Source organism: Methylotuvimicrobium buryatense 5G (assembly GCF_000341735.1).
Taxonomy (GTDB): Bacteria; Pseudomonadota; Gammaproteobacteria; order Methylococcales; family Methylomonadaceae; genus Methylotuvimicrobium; species Methylotuvimicrobium buryatense.
In genome coordinates this window covers 2,186,379-2,204,254 of the sequence record NZ_KB455575.1, presented here as the reverse complement: position 1 = coordinate 2,204,254, position 17,876 = coordinate 2,186,379, and the positions used below count along the sequence as shown (strand labels likewise).

General features: G+C 47.0%; 14 protein-coding genes. 11 read left to right on the top strand and 3 right to left on the bottom strand.

What is annotated here, in order from left to right; all coding sequences use genetic code 11:
- Positions 1–36: 36 nt before the first annotated feature.
- Entirely contained in the window at positions 37–1,782 is a 1,746-nt protein-coding gene (locus tag METBU_RS0109770) for a multicopper oxidase domain-containing protein (RefSeq protein WP_026130126.1), read from the bottom strand.
- A 523-nt stretch (positions 1,783–2,305) separates the two neighbouring features.
- Here METBU_RS0109770 and METBU_RS0109765 point away from each other — a divergent pair.
- Positions 2,306–2,704: a pilus biosynthesis protein PilZ gene (locus METBU_RS0109765; RefSeq protein ID WP_017840446.1), complete on the top strand. Its 399-nt coding sequence runs from the start codon at positions 2,306–2,308 to the stop codon at positions 2,702–2,704.
- A gap of 272 nt (positions 2,705–2,976) precedes the next feature.
- Here the strand turns inward: METBU_RS0109765 and glnD are convergent, their stop codons facing one another.
- Both glnD and map read right to left on the bottom strand, forming a co-directional pair.
- Positions 2,977–5,613: a [protein-PII] uridylyltransferase gene (glnD, locus tag METBU_RS0109760; RefSeq protein WP_017840445.1), complete on the bottom strand. Its 2,637-nt coding sequence runs from the start codon at positions 5,611–5,613 to the stop codon at positions 2,977–2,979.
- Positions 5,610–6,374, bottom strand: coding sequence for a type I methionyl aminopeptidase (gene map / locus METBU_RS0109755; RefSeq protein ID WP_017840444.1), 765 nt, complete (start codon positions 6,372–6,374; stop codon positions 5,610–5,612). The genes glnD and map overlap by 4 nt, the downstream gene beginning before the upstream one ends.
- A 329-nt stretch (positions 6,375–6,703) precedes the next feature.
- Between map and rpsB the strand changes: the two genes are divergently transcribed.
- From rpsB to METBU_RS0109705, 10 genes are all read left to right on the top strand, one after another.
- Positions 6,704–7,456, top strand: coding sequence for a 30S ribosomal protein S2 (gene rpsB, locus METBU_RS0109750; RefSeq protein WP_017840443.1), 753 nt, complete (start codon positions 6,704–6,706; stop codon positions 7,454–7,456).
- Between the two features lie 115 nt (positions 7,457–7,571).
- Positions 7,572–8,453 (top strand): translation elongation factor Ts, encoded by an 882-nt coding sequence (gene tsf, locus METBU_RS0109745; RefSeq protein WP_026130125.1) that lies wholly within the window; start codon positions 7,572–7,574, stop codon positions 8,451–8,453.
- A gap of 203 nt (positions 8,454–8,656) precedes the next feature.
- Positions 8,657–9,385: a UMP kinase gene (pyrH, locus tag METBU_RS0109740; protein ID WP_017840441.1), complete on the top strand. Its 729-nt coding sequence runs from the start codon at positions 8,657–8,659 to the stop codon at positions 9,383–9,385.
- Complete coding sequence (gene frr, locus METBU_RS0109735; protein WP_017840440.1) at positions 9,382–9,939, top strand: ribosome recycling factor; 558 nt, start codon at positions 9,382–9,384, stop codon at positions 9,937–9,939. Before pyrH ends, frr begins: the two co-directional genes overlap by 4 nt.
- A gap of 12 nt (positions 9,940–9,951) precedes the next feature.
- Positions 9,952–10,716: an isoprenyl transferase gene (locus METBU_RS0109730; RefSeq protein WP_017840439.1), complete on the top strand. Its 765-nt coding sequence runs from the start codon at positions 9,952–9,954 to the stop codon at positions 10,714–10,716.
- Between the two features lie 27 nt (positions 10,717–10,743).
- Positions 10,744–11,613, top strand: coding sequence for a phosphatidate cytidylyltransferase (locus METBU_RS0109725; RefSeq protein WP_017840438.1), 870 nt, complete (start codon positions 10,744–10,746; stop codon positions 11,611–11,613).
- Entirely contained in the window at positions 11,613–12,797 is a 1,185-nt protein-coding gene (gene ispC / locus METBU_RS0109720) for a 1-deoxy-D-xylulose-5-phosphate reductoisomerase (RefSeq protein WP_017840437.1), read from the top strand. Before METBU_RS0109725 ends, ispC begins: the two co-directional genes overlap by 1 nt.
- Before the next feature lie 8 nt (positions 12,798–12,805).
- Positions 12,806–14,158 (top strand): RIP metalloprotease RseP, encoded by a 1,353-nt coding sequence (rseP, locus tag METBU_RS0109715; protein WP_017840436.1) that lies wholly within the window; start codon positions 12,806–12,808, stop codon positions 14,156–14,158.
- A gap of 454 nt (positions 14,159–14,612) precedes the next feature.
- Positions 14,613–15,332, top strand: a complete 720-nt coding sequence (locus tag METBU_RS0109710) for a DsbC family protein (protein WP_017840435.1) — start codon at positions 14,613–14,615, stop codon at positions 15,330–15,332.
- A gap of 775 nt (positions 15,333–16,107) precedes the next feature.
- Positions 16,108–17,733 carry a multicopper oxidase family protein gene (locus tag METBU_RS0109705; RefSeq protein WP_017840434.1) on the top strand — a complete coding sequence of 542 codons (1,626 nt, stop codon included), beginning with the start codon at positions 16,108–16,110 and terminating at the stop codon, positions 17,731–17,733.
- The last annotated feature ends 143 nt before the right edge of the window (positions 17,734–17,876 follow it).

The following is a 17,876-nucleotide window of genomic DNA, read 5'->3' as shown; positions in this document are numbered from 1 at the left end:
CAGCGGAATAGCTCCGCGGGTCGATATGGGCCGGATTTAGGCCGGCTTTTTAGCTAGCTTGTGATACAAGGCGAAAATGTCTTCGCGCCGCACGATAGCCATATAAGCGAGAATGCCTAAAACCAATCCGGATAATAAATCGCCGATAAACGATTTTTCCGAATTTGTTGTGGACGCCGATGATCGAGTGTCTGAAGGACCTTCAAGCATCATTTGCGGCGGAGACGGTAATGGGGCTTTATAGCCGCGAGCGTCAGGCAGGCCTAAGCTGCGCCACTTGTCGTAATCTTGCCAAAGCGGGTATTTGCCTTGCCAAAATTCTTTCGTGAAATAAGGTGCCAGAGTCCAGCCTTGCATTTTCGGAATCCCTTTTTCGTCAAGAAAATCTTTGTAAACAACCAAGCTAATATCGCCGCCTTCGCCGATACCGTTGGTGGTAAATGATTTTTCGACATGATCATGCATCATCCAAACGCCTTCGCCAAAGCTATGTAAGCCGTCGTCTGTGCCGTCTAGCTCGAGATCGAGACGCTGGGCGGGAACCATCGTATGAACATCTCGCATGATATACGAGCCGGGGCCGTTATCGATGCCGTCGTAATGCGTAACGCGAGGACGATGTCCATGTACGTGAAGGCCCAGTGCTTCGGTATGGCCGTTCAGGACGCGAAGCTTGACCTTTTCGTTCGGCTGCATTTCAACCAAAGATTCCCTGATCGTATAAGGAAATGAGCGGCCGTTCAGCATGAAATAGTCGTCGGTCGCTTCGGTGACGTCGTATTCCATGTTCAGTTTTTGTGCGAGTAGGCGCGGGTCGTTGGCCGAGCGAGCTAGTTCATGCAATTCCTTGTCCGCCGACTGATAATGCATGTCGTATTCGCGAGCATATTTTTCCTGAACCGCTACCGACGGGTGTCGAACTTGGCCATTACCGACATTGAAGGTTTGCACCCAGTTGTTGGGGCGGTTTTCCTCTACGATGAAAAGGCCTTGCAATCCCATTGGGATATGGGTGTGCGGTTGTACATGGCAGTGATAATAAAAAGTGCCGGCCTGGCGTGGTTTGATGACATAAGTTTTACTTTCGCCGGGCATAATATCCATTGCGCTGGTTTGTCCAACGCCGTCATTGCCGCTGCCGCTATGGTCCATGTAAGGGTGATCTACGCCGTGTAGATGTAATGAATGCGGCATGTGGTGTGTGTTCTCGACAACCAGCCAGACGGTGTCGCCTTCTTCGACGCGTATAGTTGGCGAAGGTACGCGGAGCAGAGGATTGGCTTGCGGCTCGTAAAGGCTTAGTGTCGACATGTCGCGTGTTTTAGGAGCGAATACCCAAAAGGTGGGTTGTACGCCCGGAGCAATGTCGAATTGAGTGGTCAATTCGGTACTGTCGGGAGAGTGACCGTTTAATTCGACGATTTCGAGTTTTATGATGATATGGTCGGGGTCGCCGTCGCCGTCGACGTCATTGGTTTTGATGATCGCATCAGCGGCCAATTGAGTATCCATTAACGTCGACATGCTGATGTTATTCGTGCCTTTAACAAAGGCTGCAATGTCGGCCGGATTGTCGGGGTTGCAAAGTCTCGATTCTTGGATCGCAACGCCGTCGATGACTTGAGCATCTCTCCATTTCGGTGAAGTGAAATCGGAACAGACTTCTTCTGATTCGCCTAATTCAATTTTAGTGGAAGGCGGCAAATCATTAGCTGCTTGTAGTTCGAGTGGAACAATAAGCGTCATGGCGCCGCAGAGTAGGGTAAGGAAGTTTTTATGCATGCGAAGGCCTCTGAAAAAACACATGATTCGAGTCACTGTGACTCGGAAAAAGTGCGAAAGTTTATTTACTCCATATCGACTGAAAAAACGTTTAGATAACGTTTAGATAGAGTTTGTTATATGTAGCTTGCAGTTTACTGGCGGCTCCTGCCTCGTGGTTGCCGACATTATCGGTAACGCTTGATGCTTTCTGGCTTATGAGACGCTTTTCCGGTCGTGTATTCAAGTGATAAAGAACATAACCTGTTTGAAAATTATACAGGAGATTCTTTCGTAGAGGTTGATTAAAGTCAAGGCCTCGATTCGATCGATTTCATATCGGTAGGTCATGAAATACTCTCTGATAACGGGGGCGGGTTATTCGGATTGGTGTACTCGAGAATACCGTTGAGAGTGGTTGTTACGCGGCTGAGTAATCTTATTAAGTAAATGAGGTGTAAACGACAACTGTATATTTATTCTGGTAAAAAAAAAGATATAGACTAGAATTTCGATGACAATATTTGGTTGATCGGAGATGGCTATGGAAAAGAAAATTTATCCTCGTGTTGCTGCGCATTTGCCTGTTGTGGTTACCAACGAAGAAGGTGTGCGTCTTAAAGTATTGGCGATTGATACTTCTAGTGACGGATTCTCGATTCAATGCAGTATTCTGCAGCGGAATTTGATGACTCCGGGCGGATGTTACATCCGAAACGGTCGCCCGGTGGAGTTAAATGCTTGGTTGGATTTGCCGCTTACCGGCGATCGACCTTTGCAGGTAAAGGCGCGTTGTAATGTTGAGTTTTCCCGCCGGATAGCGAGCGATCGTTGCGAAATCGGTATGCGATATAAGGATCTTGAAGGTGACGGTTATGAGAATCTTATTCGTTTTATCGAAAATCGACTGGCTTCGAACGAGGTTACGATGTCGTCTTTATGATCTATAGCAGGGGGATTTTGCTTGGATCCGAAATTCGTCCGGCTAGCGACTTTACTGGGTATTTCCGGAGCCGAATTCGACTAACGAAAGGGTTATCCTAAATTCGGCAATCTAACCATGAATCACATGAAGTTTATAAAGGATTTCAAGAAATTACCTAAATATTCTCGCTAATTTTGTTGGTGAGCGAAAGCTCTATACAAATGAATAGCAAGTCATTGAATTAACTTTTTATTCTTCATGATCTTCATGGTGAAATGCTTTATCTAGGTCTATAGATGGTCGCGTAATGCGGATTGAATGGCTTGCTCCAAATTTTGTAATGTTTCGTGGTCTTGAATTGGGTTGGATTGATAGTCGGTAAAATAAAACATGTCTTCTGCTCGGCTGCCTATCGTAGTGATTTTGGCGTCGTGCAGTTGAATGTTGTGATCGTTGAACACATGTCCGATTTTTGATAGTAGCCCCGCATGGTCTGTTGTAATGAGTTCCATGACCGTAAAGCGTCGTTGCGGATCCTCGTGAAAGGTAATCGTTGTTGGTATCGGAAAATGCCGGGCTTGTCTCGATTGGCGCCGAATGTTTTTTTGTTTGTTGATGTGGTGTTCTTTTAAGTTTTTACGGAGCGCTGTGCAAATATGCACTTCTCGGTGTAAATCCTTGATCGGGTTGCCTGATTGTTCGAGGACTTGGAAGCTGTTCAATACATATTGGTCGCTGGTGGTAACGATCCTTGCGTCGAGGATCGTAAGGCCGAGTTGATCGAGGGTCTCGGTGCTGATTGAAAAGATAAAGTCTTCGTTGCGAGTGTATATAAAGACTTCCGCACTGCCTCGTTGAGTTTGAGGGCGTAATAACACCAGCGGCAGATCTTGTTCGTCGCAGGATGCAATCGCAATCGTTTGCCAAGCGATTTCTTCGGCGGTATATCTAAGAAAGTATTCATCGCCGACATGTTTCCATGACTCGTGAATAGTCGCTTCCGAGATGCCTAATTTCAGCAGTTCTTCCCAGGCTTCGGTTTTATTTTCCTCGAGTCTGTCGCTGATATTGATCGGGTTCTTGAGGCCGCGGCGCAAGGCGTTGTAAGTTGCGCTATGGAGTTCTTTCAATAATGCGTCTTTCCAAGAGTTCCATAGTTCCGGATTAGTGGCGCGTATGTCGGCAACAGTCAATAAATACAGATGATTTAAATATTCGGTGCTACCGACTTGGGTGGCGAATTCATGAATGATGTCGGGGTCGCTGATGTCCTTGCGCTGGGCGGTCATCGACATGATCAAATGATTGCGAACTAGCCAAGTAACCAGTTTGGTATCGTGCCTGGACAGGTCGTGCTGCAGGCAAAATGCTTGGGCGATTTCTTCGCCAACTTGCGAATGATCGCCGCCTTTGCCTTTTGCTATATCATGAAACAACGCCGCGATATAAAGCAGTTCGGGTTTCGGGATCGTCAAAAAAATGTCGTTGCAAAAAGGCAGTTCGTGGGTGTGTTTTTCCAACGAAAAGCGTCGTAAATTGCGAATCACGAACAAGGTGTGTTCGTCCACGGTATAAATGTGGAATAAGTCGTACTGCATTCTGGCGACGATGTGGGCGAAGCTGGGCAGGTAAGCGGCGAGTACGCCATAACGATTCATTCGCCGAAGTTCGTGCGTGATGCCTCGCGGTTGGCGTAAGATCTCGATGAATAGATGATTGGCGTGCTTGTTAGTTCTAAATTGATCGTCGATTAAGTGCAGGCTTTTACGGATTAAGCGAATCGTTTTTGATCGGATGCCTTTTAGCGAAGGGTTTTGTTGGAGTACTAGGAAGATTTCCAATAATGCCAGTGGGTTGTCCTCGAAAAAACTTTCCGTTTCGGCTTCCAGGTAGCCGTTAATGGCGATGAGTTTAGCGGTTTTGGTTTGAATTTGTTGATAGGTGGTTTCGCCGCCGATGAAGCGCTCGTGAAATAATTGCAGCAACATTTCGTTGAGTCGTTCTAAGCCGACTACGGTTTTATAGTAATGCTGCATGAATTCTTCGACGGATTGATTCGGGTCGATGCCTTTGAATCCGAATTGTTCGGCCACGTCTCGTTGAAAGTCGAATAGCAGGCGATCCTCGCAACGACCGGTCAATAGATGAAGCGCGTAACGGATACGCCAGAGTACGTTACGTGCAGTGACCAGTTCTTCATATTCGGATTCGGGCAAGAAGCCGTATTTAATCAATTCCTTCAGAGTTGAGGAGCCGTAATGGCGTTTAAAAACCCAGGCAATAACCTGCATATCGCGAAGTCCGCCGGGGCCTTCCTTGATGTTGGGTTCGAGATTGTAAGCGGTGTCGTGAAACTTAAAGTAGCGATGCTCCTGTTCCTGCATTTTGGCTGCAAAAAAACGGTTTGACGGCCATATCTCACCGTTATTTATCGGTTCAAGCACTTTTGCGCACAAGTTCGGATTGCCGCACAATAGCCTGGTTTCCATTAAGCTGGTCATGATGGTTTGGTCGTCGGTGCAGGATTGAATGCATTCTTCGACTGTACGTACGCTCAAGCCTGGTTTTAAACCGATATCCCAAAGGAAATTACCGAATTGCCCCAGCACTGCTTGGGTTTCCGCAGAAGCCTGCTTATCTAATAAGACGACGATATCGATGTCTGAAAAGGGAAACAATTCTTTTCTCCCATATCCTCCTACAGCGATCAAGCTTAATTGATCGGCGAATCCGCCGAGAAAATGATTCCAGCCGCTAATGAGGATGTCGTCTACGAATTCGGCTTTGGCAACCAGCAAAGGCGTGACCGGTTCTTGGGGGTTAAATGCCTGCTTAAACTCCAGGTTTTTCGATTTAATGAGCTGTTTAAAAGCGGCAATATAATCGGATTGCGTAAAATAGCGGGTATGGGCTAAGGTTTCTGTCACATTTCCTCCTGTCTCAATGTCAGGATTTCGTGGCCGTGGTCAGTGACTAGGATAGTATGCTCCCACTGCGCCGATAGGCTGTGGTCTTTGGTAACCGCAGTCCAGCCGTCCGCTAATACCTTAACGTGACGCTTGCCTAGATTAAGCATTGGTTCTATCGTGATAATCATGCCGGCTTCAAGTAAAATGCCTTCTCCCGGTTTGCCGTAGTGCAGCACTTGCGGTTCTTCATGAAATTTTTGGCCTATGCCGTGACCGCAAAATTCTCGTACGACGGAAAATCGATTGGATTCGGCGAATTTTTGTATTGCGTGACCGATATCGCCTAAGGTTGCGCCTGGTATGACCTGTTCGATACCCCGGTATAGTGCTTCTTGAGTCATTTTAACAAGGCGCTTGGCATGAGGGCTTACTTCGCCTACGCAAAACATTTTGCTGGTGTCGCCGTGATAGTTGTCTTTGATGACTGTGATGTCGATATTCACGATATCGCCACTTTTTAATTTTTTATTGCCAGGTATGCCGTGGCACACTTGCTGGTTGATTGAAGTGCATATCGATTTAGGGAATCCGTGGTAATTAAGCGGTGCCGGGATTGCATGTTGAACGTCGACAATATAGTCGTGGCAAATCTGATTAAGCTCATCGGTGGTGACGCCCGGTACAACATGCGGTTCGATCATTTCCAGTACTTCGGCGGCGAGCTTGCCGGCGACGCGCATTTTATCGATTTCACTTGGTGTTTTTATGATGATACCCATGATTTGACGGCTGTTTGTTGGCAAGGAAGCTAGTATAACGGGTTTGATTGAACAAACTCGTTAAGGAGTTGATAAGTGTTGGAGGTTGCAGTAATTGAAAGACTTGGGAGAGAGAAGAAGTTCTGCCAGTTTAGCAGAGAATTAATTGTTGTTGAAATCTAATTATGATATAAAGGCAAGTTCATTTTTGTGTTTTAAATACTCACGTTTGTCGACACGCTTGGTAGGGTGCCTTTCTTGATTAATTTGAAGGAGGGGTTGTCAAGGCGGGCAGGCGGAGGCGTAACCCAACGAAACGTTAAGTTTCACATAATCCTTAGGAGAAAAAAATGGCAGCAGTGTCAATGCGTCAAATGTTGGAAGCAGGTGTTCATTTCGGACATCAAACTCGTTACTGGAATCCCAAGATGGCTAATTACCTGTTTGGGGCCCGTAACAAGATTCATATTATCAACCTCGAGAAATCGCTTCCATTGTTTAACGATGCAATGAACTATCTGGGTCAAATGTCCGCAAACAAAGGTACTATCCTGTTTGTCGGCACCAAAAAAGCAGCCCGTAAAGCAGTCGCCGAAGAAGCGAAGCGTTGCGGAATGCCGTACGTCGATCATCGTTGGTTGGGCGGCATGCTGACAAATTTCAAAACGATCAAAAAATCGATCAATCGTCTGAAAGAATTGGAAGCGATGAAGGCGGACGGAACGCTATATCATAAATTTAGCAAAAAAGAAGCGCTCGGTATGGAGCGTGAATTGGAAAAGCTCGAACGCAGCTTGGGCGGCATTAAGGATATGAAAGGCGTGCCCGACGTATTGTTCATCTTGGATGTCGGCTATGAGAAAAACGCGATCGGCGAAGCGAAAAAACTGGGCATTCCTGTAGTAGGTATCGTCGATTCGAACAATTCTCCTGAAAGCGTTGATTACATCATACCGGGGAATGACGATTCCATTCGAGCGGTTAAACTTTACTGCGAGTCCGTAGCGGATGCAGTGTTGGAAGCAAAATCCGCGACATTGAGCTTATCGGCTCAGGCTGATGATTTTGTTGAGGAATCAGAGGTCGAAGCAAGCGCAGAGTAAGCGCCGGTGCGGTGAAGGGCAATTAGCTCTTCGAATGCAATGGCGCATTGAACTGAAAAGCGCCTCCTAACAGGAGGCGTTTTTTATAGTTAAGAATAAAGAGGAAAAACGAGAAATGAGCATATCAGCTGCAATGGTTAAGGAACTGCGGGAAAGAACCGGTTCCGGTATGATGGAATGCAAAAAAGCATTGGTCGAAGCAAACGGCGATCTGGATATCGCTATCGAAAATATGCGTAAAGCCGGTTTAGCAAAAGCCGATAAAAAATCCGGACGTACCGCAGCGGAAGGCGTGGTGGGCGTAAAAGTCAGCGATGATGCTAAAACAGCGGCGATAGCCGACATCAATTGCGAAACTGATTTCGTTGCGAAGGGTGACGATTTCGTCAATTTCGTCAACAATGTTACCGACGCTATCTTAAACGCGGATGTGCAAACACCCGAGCAAGTGTTGGACCTGAAACTGCCAAACGGCAAGACGATCGACGAGGTTCGCCGCGAACTGATATCAAAACTGGGTGAAAATATCGCGATTAGACGTTTTGAAAAATACAATTTGACCGACGGCGGTGCTGCTTGTTACTTGCACGGCAGTAAGATCGGCGTATTAGTCGCGTTGCAAAAAGCCGATGACGCATTAGGTAAGGACATTGCGATGCACGTTGCGGCAATCAATCCGGCTTGCGTTTCAGAAGATCAAGTTTCTCAGGAAGCGATTGAGAAAGAAAAAGAAATTTTTTCCGCGCAAGCTTTGGAAAGTGGTAAGCCGGCCGAGATTATCGAAAAAATGGTGAGTGGAAGAATCAAAAAGTTTCTTGCCGAAGTTACCTTATTGGGTCAGCCTTTCGTTAAAGATGACAAAGTCACTGTCGGCGAATTGGTTAAGTCCAAAGGTAATGCCGTTATTCGCTTTACCCGATTCGAAGTTGGTGAGGGTATCGAGAAAAAAGAAGAAAATTTTGCCGAAGAAGTCATGGCGCAAGTCAGAGGCTCATAATTCAATCCCCGGTTTATCCGGGGATTCGTTTTTATACTCCGAGTGGATTATGAAACGTTAATTCGGAAGTATCCTTTCTCGCATCGGTTATTTTCGAAATAGGAATGCAAGCCACGCCTCGTTATTGCTATGGAAATTGAAGGCGGGCTTAGATGCGGGAAAGGTTTACTAAAATTAACTATTCCCTAACTTGAAAATCAATAATGACAAATTTAATCTGCCAGCGAATTTTATTGAAACTAAGCGGTGAAGCTTTAATGAGCGAAAAGGGCGGCAGTATCGATGCCGATATCCTGAAGCGCTTGGCCGGCGAAATTAAAGAGTTATGTGATGCTGGGATACAGGTTGGGCTAGTTGTCGGGGGCGGCAATATTTTGCGCGGCGCGCAAAAAGCTTCCGAGGGCCTCGATCGAGTGACCGGCGATCAAATGGGCATGCTTGCTACGGTAATCAATGCGTTGGCGATGCAGGATGCTTTGGAATATTTAGGCATGCAAGTGCGAGTGATGTCCGCATTAAAGATTAATCAAGTGTGCGAAGATTTTATTCGCCGCAGAGCAGTTAGGCATCTGGAAAAAGGTCGGGTTGTGATATTTGCGGCTGGAACCGGAAATCCGTTTTTTACTACGGATTCGGCAGCCAGTCTGCGGGCGATTGAGATCAATGCTCAGTTGATGATTAAGGCAACCAAGGTTAAGGGTGTTTATTCGGCCGATCCCGAAAAGGTCAAGGATGCTCGATTTTATCCGCGATTGACCTATGACGAAGCGTTGGATCAACGCTTAAACGTCATGGATGCCACAGCATTGGTATTGTGCCGGGATAACAACTTGCCGATGCGCGTGATGAATATTTTTGAACAAGGCGCAATAATGCGGCTGATGCAGGGCGAAGATATCGGCTCACTGATTGAACGAGGAACACAAGCATGATAAGCGATATTCAACAAGATGCGGCTAAGCGAATGGGCAAAAGTGTCGAAGCGCTGAGGCACGAATTTACCAAAATCAGAACAGGCCGGGCGCATCCGAGCCTATTGGATCAAATTACTGTTCCGTATTATGGTGTCGATACACCGCTTTCTCAGGTAGCGAACGTAGCGACCGAGGACTCTCGGACTTTGACGGTTACACCATGGGAGAAAACCATGGTTAAGGCCGTCGAAAAAGCGATAATGGCTTCCGACTTAGGACTTAACCCTTCCTCGAATGGTAATGTGATTCGTATCCCGTTACCGCCGTTAACCGAGGAGCGTCGCCGCGATCTGGTCAAGGTCGTAAAACAAGAAGCCGAGAATGGACGAGTAGCGATACGAAATATTCGCCGCGATGCCAATTCCGATATCAAAGACGCGTTAAAAGAAAAAATGATATCCGAGGATGAAGCTCGCGCGGCCGAAGATAAAATTCAAAAGTTGACCGACCAATACATCAAAGAAATAGAGAAGCACTTGGAAGAAAAAGAAGCGGACTTAATGTCTATTTAATGGAGTAGATTGATGTCTGCAGAACTCGAAACGCTTCCGGACTTGAACCCAAACCCTCGCCATATCGCAATCATCATGGATGGTAACGGGCGTTGGGCGCAACAAAGGCATATGCCTCGTGCAATGGGGCATCAAGCCGGTGTCAAGGCGGTTAGAGCCATTGTTGAGTATTGCGCCGAAGCGAATATCGAAGTATTGTCATTATTCGCTTTCAGCAGCGAAAATTGGCGTCGGCCGGAGTCCGAAGTGTCGATGTTGATGAACTTGTTTATTTCGACCTTGCAAAGAGAGGTTAATAAGTTGCATCGGAACAACATTCGTTTAAGGTTTATCGGCGAACGAAAGGCTTTTTCCGAAAAATTGCAGGCTAAAATTACCGAAGGCGAGGCTCAAACCCGCGATAATAGTGGTTTGACTTTGGTGATTGCGGCCAATTACGGTGGGCGGTGGGATATGTCTGAAGCGTTTAAAAAAATAGCTGTAAAAATTAAAAGCGGCGAACTCGACGGGCAAGAAATCGATGAGACACTAATCGCTCAACATCTATCAACCGCCGATTTGCCCGAACCGGATTTATTCATCAGAACCGGTGGTGAACAACGGGTCAGTAATTTTTTGCTCTGGCAGTTAGCTTATACCGAACTATATTTCACGCCGACCTTATGGCCCGACTTTAATCGGCAATCGCTGGAGGAAGCTATCGTAAGCTTTAGAACTCGGCAAAGGCGTTTCGGGCATACCGGCGAGCAAATCCTCAATAAAGCGGTTACCCTCTAACTCAATTGACTTGAAAATAATTATAAAATGTTACTACAGCGAATTATTACGGCTCTGATTCTTGCGCCATTGGTCGTGTTGGCCGTTTATTTATTGCCAATACCTTATTTCACTCTGGTTGTTGCCCTGGTTATGTTGGTTGCCGCATGGGAGTGGACAGGCTTAACCGGTATTGACAGTCCATTGATGCGGATTTTATTTCTTGCCCTACTCATTCTGCCGATGGGCGGTGTTTACTTTTGGACTTATTTTCTGGAAGTATTGGCGCAAATTTTCGATTGGCCGGAAGTTAGGGCGCAGTCCGGTTTATTGGAATGGCTGGTTATTTTACCGGTTTTATTTTGGGTAGTGGTGATGTTTCTGATCAGGAATGCGTCGGATGCGTTACTGAAACTTGAATTAAAAACTGTTTATAAGGGCTTGACCGGCTGGTTGATTCTGTTTTTTGCGTGGATGTTTTTATATCGTATGCGCGCATTTTACGGCGCCGATATGGTGATGTATTTTCTGCTGCTGATTTGGATTGCCGATATTACGGCCTATTTTGTCGGCAAAAAATTCGGCGCTACCAAGCTAGCTCCCGAAATCAGTCCGGGCAAAACCATGGCGGGATTTTATGGTGCCTTGGGAAGCGCCGTTGTCAGTGCAATCGTTTTGAGTTTGGTATTCGGGTTTAATTTGATGATCGGCTCTGACTTTGTTTTGTTGTCGGTCTTGACCGTTTTGATTTCGATATACGGCGATCTATTTTTTAGTCTGGTAAAACGGCAGCAGGGCGTTAAGGATACAGGCTCTATCTTGCCGGGACATGGTGGTTTGTTAGATAGGATCGATAGCTTGGTGGCCGCTATTCCGTTTTTCTATGCCGGTATTCTGCTGATTAGAGAGTTATTTTAATGAAAGGTATTTGCATACTGGGAGCAACCGGTTCCATCGGTGTCAGCACGTTGGATGTCGCGGCTCGTCATCCGAATCGGTATAGAGTCGTTGCGCTGACCGCGAACAATAATATCGATTTATTGTACGATCAATGCATCGTCCATCGTCCTGGCTATGTTGTCGTGGTTGATGAAGATAAGGCTAAACAATTTGCAGAGCGCATTGCTACATCGCCGGTATCCGATATTAAGGTATTATCGGGAGCCGAATCGTTGCAGCAAGTGGCCACATTGGATAGTGTCGATTCGGTAATGGCGGCAATCGTCGGCGCGGCTGGTTTATTACCAACTTTGGCAGCTGCTAAAGCCGGTAAAACCGTATTGCTGGCAAATAAAGAAGCGTTGGTGATGTCCGGCGATATTTTTATGAAAGCAGTCTCCGAGTCCGGCGCGCATTTGCTGCCGATCGATAGCGAGCATAATGCGATTTTTCAATGCATGCCGGCTGATTACTGTGCGGGTCAAGAAGCCAAGGAAGCGAGGCGTATTTTGTTGACTGCCTCGGGCGGCCCGTTCAGAACTAAGCCGGTAGAAGAGTTGGTTGATGTTACTCCGGATCAAGCCGTCGCGCATCCCAATTGGGATATGGGGCGCAAGATTTCGGTTGATTCTGCGACGATGATGAATAAAGGGCTTGAATTGATTGAAGCCTGTTTATTATTCAATATGTCGCCGGACAAAATTCAGGTGGTGATCCATCCGCAAAGCGTGATTCATTCGATGGTCGATTATGTCGACGGCACTGTGTTGGCGCAAATGGGTAATCCCGATATGCGAATACCCATTGCGCATGCGATGGCGTGGCCGGAACGCTTCGACTCCGGTGCTGCACCGCTTAATATATTCGACGTTAAACATATGGATTTCGAACAGCCCGATCTTCAGCGTTTCCCTTGTTTGCGCTTGGCTATCGAAGCCGTCGAGGCAGGCGGGATCATGCCGGCTGTGTTAAATGCAGCCAATGAAATCGCGGTTGCTGCCTTTTTAGACGAGAAAGTTCGTTTTACCGACATTCCTTTCATCATTGAACGGAGCATGTGTCAATTCGAAGCCGATCCGGCGGATACGCTGGATATTGTTTTGGCTGCCGATAGCAAAGCCCGGGAAGTGGCTGAGCGTATCGTCGAAGAACTTAAGCATTAACCGGATTAATGAGTACGCTGTTTTATTTTATTGTCGCGATCGGTATTCTGGTTTCGTTTCATGAATTCGGTCATTTTTGGGTCGCGCGTAAAACCGGCGTCAAAGTGCTAAAGTTTTCGGTCGGGTTCGGCAAGGTCATATGGTCTTATCAGAAATCGCCTGCGTCGACCGAATATGCCATCTCGGCAATACCTCTAGGCGGCTATGTCAAAATGGTTGACGAACGCGAAGGCAAGGTGGCCGACGAAGATTTGCCTTTCGCATTCAACCGTCAGCCATTGTGGGCGCGGTCGGCGATTGTCGCGGCCGGACCATTATTCAATTTAATGCTAGCCGTGCTGTTTTTCTGGATCGTATTGTTCATCGGTGAAACCGGCTTACGTCCGATTATCGGTCATGTTGAGCCGGATACGCTTGCCGCCGAAGCCGGTTTGCTCGAAGGAGAGGAGATCGTAGCGGTCAATCAAAAGAACACTGCGACTTGGGCGGAGGTTATTGAGTCGATTTTCTCGGCTGCCATGACCGGTCGAGAAAGTGTCGATGTTACGGTAAAAAACATTGATGAACAGCAGCATTCGCGGCTTATTAACCTTCCTGAAGAATTGCGTAGGGAGCCGGATAAACTTTACGATAAATTAGGTCTCAAGCCTTGGATGCCGCAGCTCAGACCGGTCGTCGGACGAGTGTTGGAAGCCATGCCGGCAGCCGATGCCGGATTACAGCCCGGTGATTTGATCGTCGCCGCGAATGGTGAGGCGATCAATACTTGGATGCAATGGGTCGAGTATGTGCAGGACCGGCCCGGAACTGCCATTGCCCTGACTATTGAAAGACAAGGCGTGCAATTGAGTCTCGAAATAACGCCTCAAAAAGTGGTCGAAAACGACATAACCGTTGGTAAAATCGGTGCGGCCGTTGAAATTCCTGAAGACTTGATGGCGTCGTTGCAAGTACGCAATGATTTGCCGCTTTGGCCGGCTCTGACGGGGGCTGTTTCGAGAACCATTTTTTTTAGTACCGCAACACTCAAAATGATGGGTCAGATGATTCTCGGTAATGCTTCTGTGAAAAATCTCAGCGGCCCAATTAGTATCGCCCAGTTTGCGGGCCTTTCCGCAGAGCGAGGGTTTGTCGAATTCCTGTCTTTCTTAGCGAAAGTTAGCATTAGTCTTGGCGTGCTTAATTTATTGCCGATTCCGGTTTTAGATGGCGGTCATTTGTTGTTTTTTGCGATAGAAGCGATTAAAGGCAGTCCCGTCTCGGAAAAATTCCAGGTTGCGTTACAACAGGTCGGTATTTTGTTGCTACTGTCGTTGATGGTATTGGCTCTATTTTTGGATTTAGAACGTTTGTTTCAATGAAAAAGCCGCTTAAAGCTTAATGTATACCCTTTGCTAGTCAAATTTTGGCCTGATAAACGAGTTATACCTATCGCACTTCAAACTTCGGCATTAGCGTATGGAGGCGTCGGGGTGTTCGGCAAAGGCTTTGGCAGCATGGATGCTGTCATAGAGCCTACATGGACGTATTCACGGCGTCCTTTGACGGGCACCCCGATGCCGAAATTTGACTAGCAAAGGGTATACCGAACCCGCTATAAGCTCACAGTTCCAGTAACTTATTTGTCACGAAGTCCTAAAGTACGTTAATAATTTAGGCTGTTGATTTAACAGGTTGTCTGCATAAATCAACAGTCAACATCAAGCCAATAGAAAACTGCTGAATAGTGACTTCTATTTTTCATAGGGTAATGAACAAAGCACTCGGTAGACAGTCCTACAAACGCATTAGTCATTCTGAATATATGGAAACGTTATGAAACAAATACTTAAAACAGTGGTATTGCTTGGCTTGGCTTTAGGCATGAACGTTGTTCAAGCCGATGAAGCGGCCATCAAAGCGGCTTTGAAAAAGTCGATGCCAAATTTCACCCCCGAATTGATAAAACCTTCCGAAGTGAAGGGAGTTTATGAAGTCACGGCGGGCGCAACCATCTTTTATGTCTCCGATGACGGTAAATATTTATTACAAGGGCGCTTGATCGACCTGGAATCTAGAACCGATTTGACCGAAGCTAAAATAGCTAATACGCGAAAGAATACGTTGGAAAAGTTGGGACAAGATCAAATGATCGTGTTCAAGCCGAAATTAGGTCAGCATAAAGTTTTTATTTTTACCGATATCGATTGCGGTTATTGTCGGAAACTGCATTCCGAGATCGATCAATATATGGCCGAAGGCATTACGGTTCAATACTTGTTTTATCCGAGAGCAGGGAAGGGGTCGGATTCCTATGCTAAAGCTGTTTCGGTATGGTGTGCGGAAGATCGTAATGATGCTTTGACCAAAGCCAAACAAGGGAAAACCCTCGAAGCCAAGACCTGTACCAATCCGGTCGATGCGCATATGAAGCTCGGTAACGATTTCGAAGCGCGCGGAACGCCGATGATCGTCACCGAACAAGGTTCTGTATATCCGGGTTATTTACCGGCCAAACAACTGGTTGAAGTATTGCGAGAAGAAAAAGGTTTATAGAATAATCCCAGCAATTCCCAGTTTGAGCAGTATCGCCGATTTTAGGGTGTGGGGTATGCCTGTCGAGGAACGCCGTAAACCCATCCATGGGGGCTTGGCGGCAGCTCGAACGCCAAGGATGGCGTGAATGCAGATTTTGCATTACGCCAAGGATGGCGTGTAGTAGGGCAATGCAGGAGCAATTGCCGAGGAGCAAAAATCTGCAAGCGCTAAGGATGGCGTGAATGCAGATTTTGCATTACGCCAAGGATGGCGTGTAGTAGGGCAATGCAGGAGCAATTGCCGAGGAGCAAAAATCTGCCCTGCTGCCGACATCCTCGCCAAGCATACCCCACACCCTTTTTGATCTCCAAATTGGGAATTGCTGGAATAATCCGGCTAGGTTGTGGATGCGCTTGAAACGTGTATTTTATAACTGTCGACTGTCGGGCATTAAAGTGTAGCACCGCCTCATGGATGCACAGTGGGTGTGCTAGGCAGATTATGCTCTATAATGTTCCCATCGTAGATCAAAATTCGGCGCCAAGGTGTCCGTCAAAGGACGCCGTGAATACATCCCTGTAGGCTCTATGCTAGCTCCATGCTGGCAAAGCCTTTGCCGCACACCCCGGTGCCTCCTCAGACACTGCCGAAATTTAAAGTGCGGAAGGTATATATTTCGTGCGGCTATTTTTTCGGCTTTTATGGCAATGCGCTTCGATAGACGTGTCTAAATTGCTATTATTTTATAATTTGCTAATATACTAACAAATTATAAGTCCATGAGGTGCAGATGATGAACTCTCCGATCAATCAACAACGTCGACAATGGTTAAAATATGCCGCATTTGCGGCAGCCGGTGCGGCGACTTACCCCTCTTGGGCGCAATCGGCCGGAGCCTTTAAAGCGGTCAATACCCCTTCCGCGAATTTTCATCCCGATGTCGAAATTGAACTGACGCAGGATATCGCGCAGGTTTCTGTCTTCGAAGGGCCTGAAACTCGAGTTTGGAAAGTGCGGGCTAAAGTACTCAAAGGTCCGTCTACATCGATAAAAAATCATCCCGATACTTATCTTGCGCCGACGATTCGTCTGAAAAAAGGCCAAAAAGTCAGAATTCATTTGAATAACAATTTACCGGCGCATTCGATTTTGCATTGGCACGGACTGCATGTGCCGGCCAACATGGACGGAAATCCGATGTACGCGGTCAGTCACGGCGAATCTTATATCTATGAATTCGAAATTCTGAATCGTGCCGGAACCTACTGGTATCACGCTCACACCCATAGCGTCACCGCCCGACAAGTCTATTCGGGGCTTGCCGGCTTGTTTATTGTGCATGACGATGAAGAACGGGCTTTGAATTTGCCCAAGGGCGAATTTGATCTGCCGTTGGTTATCCAAGACAGAAGCTTCGATAAGAATAATCAGCTCGTCTACAGCGACCACATGATGCAACGCATGCAGGGCTTTCTCGGCGATCGGATTTTTGTCAACGGCCGGCCCGATTATGTGTTGCCTGTCGCGGGACAGGCCTATCGGTTCCGGTTGCTGAACGGATCGAATTCTCGGATCTATAAACTGGCCTGGTCGGACGGCAGTAAAATGACTGTGATCGGTACCGACGGCGGATTGCTGGAAAGGCCGAAGCAGTATTCCTATGTGATGTTGGCTCCAGGCGAAAGAATCGAGCTTTGGGCCGATTTCAGCGGTCGTTCGGTGGGTTCTGAGATAAGCATGCGCAGCTTGTCGTTCGATATTGCGACACACGGTCATGGCGGCATGGGCATGATGGGTGGCGGTCGCGGAATGATGGGCGGAGGACGGCGCGGCATGATGGGCGGGGGTATGGGCATGATGCACTCTTCCGATCTGCCGTCGGGTAGTGAATATTCTTTATTTAACGTTAAAGTGATTAAAGCCGGTAAATCGTCGCAGAGTTTACCTGAGCGCTTATCCACGATACCTAAGTTGAATGTTCGCGATGCTGCGAATAACAAAGACCCAAGAACCATTAGATTGTCGATGCGGCACATGTCGGCGTTATTGAATGGGCGTTCCTACAAAATGGACGATGTCCGCGACGATGAAATCATTCCTGTCAATAGTTTGCAAGTCATCGAATTCGACAATGGCTACAGCGGCATGAGCGGTATGCCGATGCCTCATCCAATGCATTTACACGGCGAACAATTTCAAATCATCAAACGCCAAGTCAACCCGAAATCGAGAGAAGCGCACCGAACGATTGCCGGTGGATTGGTCTGGGGTGGTTGGAAGGATACGGTGCTGGTGATGCCCGGCGAGAAAGTGACCGTATTGAAACCATTTAATGACTTTAAAGGACTATTCATGTATCACTGCCATAATCTCGAGCATGAAGATATGGGGATGATGCGGGATTTCTTAATTAAATAACCTAAGTTCGGTTTATATCAGTCAAAGGCCCGTACCTAAATTATCTAAGAGTTAATGATAGTCAATGGGCTATGGAATTTAGGTGCTGGCTGGAACGTCTATGGATTTCGCTAAAAATAACTTTCTGGAGTTATGAGCTTTGT

Excerpts from the sequence above, each read along its gene's own strand:
- tsf (WP_026130125.1), top strand. The coding sequence starts at position 7,572 with ATGAGCATATCAGCTGCAATGGTTAAGGAACTGCGGGAAAGAACCGGT.
- METBU_RS0109770 (WP_026130126.1), bottom strand. The coding sequence starts at position 1,782 with ATGCATAAAAACTTCCTTACCCTACTCTGCGGCGCCATGACGCTTATT.
- METBU_RS0109705 (WP_017840434.1), top strand. The coding sequence starts at position 16,108 with ATGAACTCTCCGATCAATCAACAACGTCGACAATGGTTAAAATATGCC.
- rpsB (WP_017840443.1), top strand. The coding sequence starts at position 6,704 with ATGGCAGCAGTGTCAATGCGTCAAATGTTGGAAGCAGGTGTTCATTTC.
- frr (WP_017840440.1), top strand. The coding sequence starts at position 9,382 with ATGATAAGCGATATTCAACAAGATGCGGCTAAGCGAATGGGCAAAAGT.
- METBU_RS0109765 (WP_017840446.1), top strand. The coding sequence starts at position 2,306 with ATGGAAAAGAAAATTTATCCTCGTGTTGCTGCGCATTTGCCTGTTGTG.
- pyrH (WP_017840441.1), top strand. The coding sequence starts at position 8,657 with ATGACAAATTTAATCTGCCAGCGAATTTTATTGAAACTAAGCGGTGAA.
- map (WP_017840444.1), bottom strand. The coding sequence starts at position 6,374 with ATGGGTATCATCATAAAAACACCAAGTGAAATCGATAAAATGCGCGTC.
- METBU_RS0109725 (WP_017840438.1), top strand. The coding sequence starts at position 10,744 with ATGTTACTACAGCGAATTATTACGGCTCTGATTCTTGCGCCATTGGTC.
- rseP (WP_017840436.1), top strand. The coding sequence starts at position 12,806 with ATGAGTACGCTGTTTTATTTTATTGTCGCGATCGGTATTCTGGTTTCG.
- ispC (WP_017840437.1), top strand. The coding sequence starts at position 11,613 with ATGAAAGGTATTTGCATACTGGGAGCAACCGGTTCCATCGGTGTCAGC.
- METBU_RS0109730 (WP_017840439.1), top strand. The coding sequence starts at position 9,952 with ATGTCTGCAGAACTCGAAACGCTTCCGGACTTGAACCCAAACCCTCGC.
- METBU_RS0109710 (WP_017840435.1), top strand. The coding sequence starts at position 14,613 with ATGAAACAAATACTTAAAACAGTGGTATTGCTTGGCTTGGCTTTAGGC.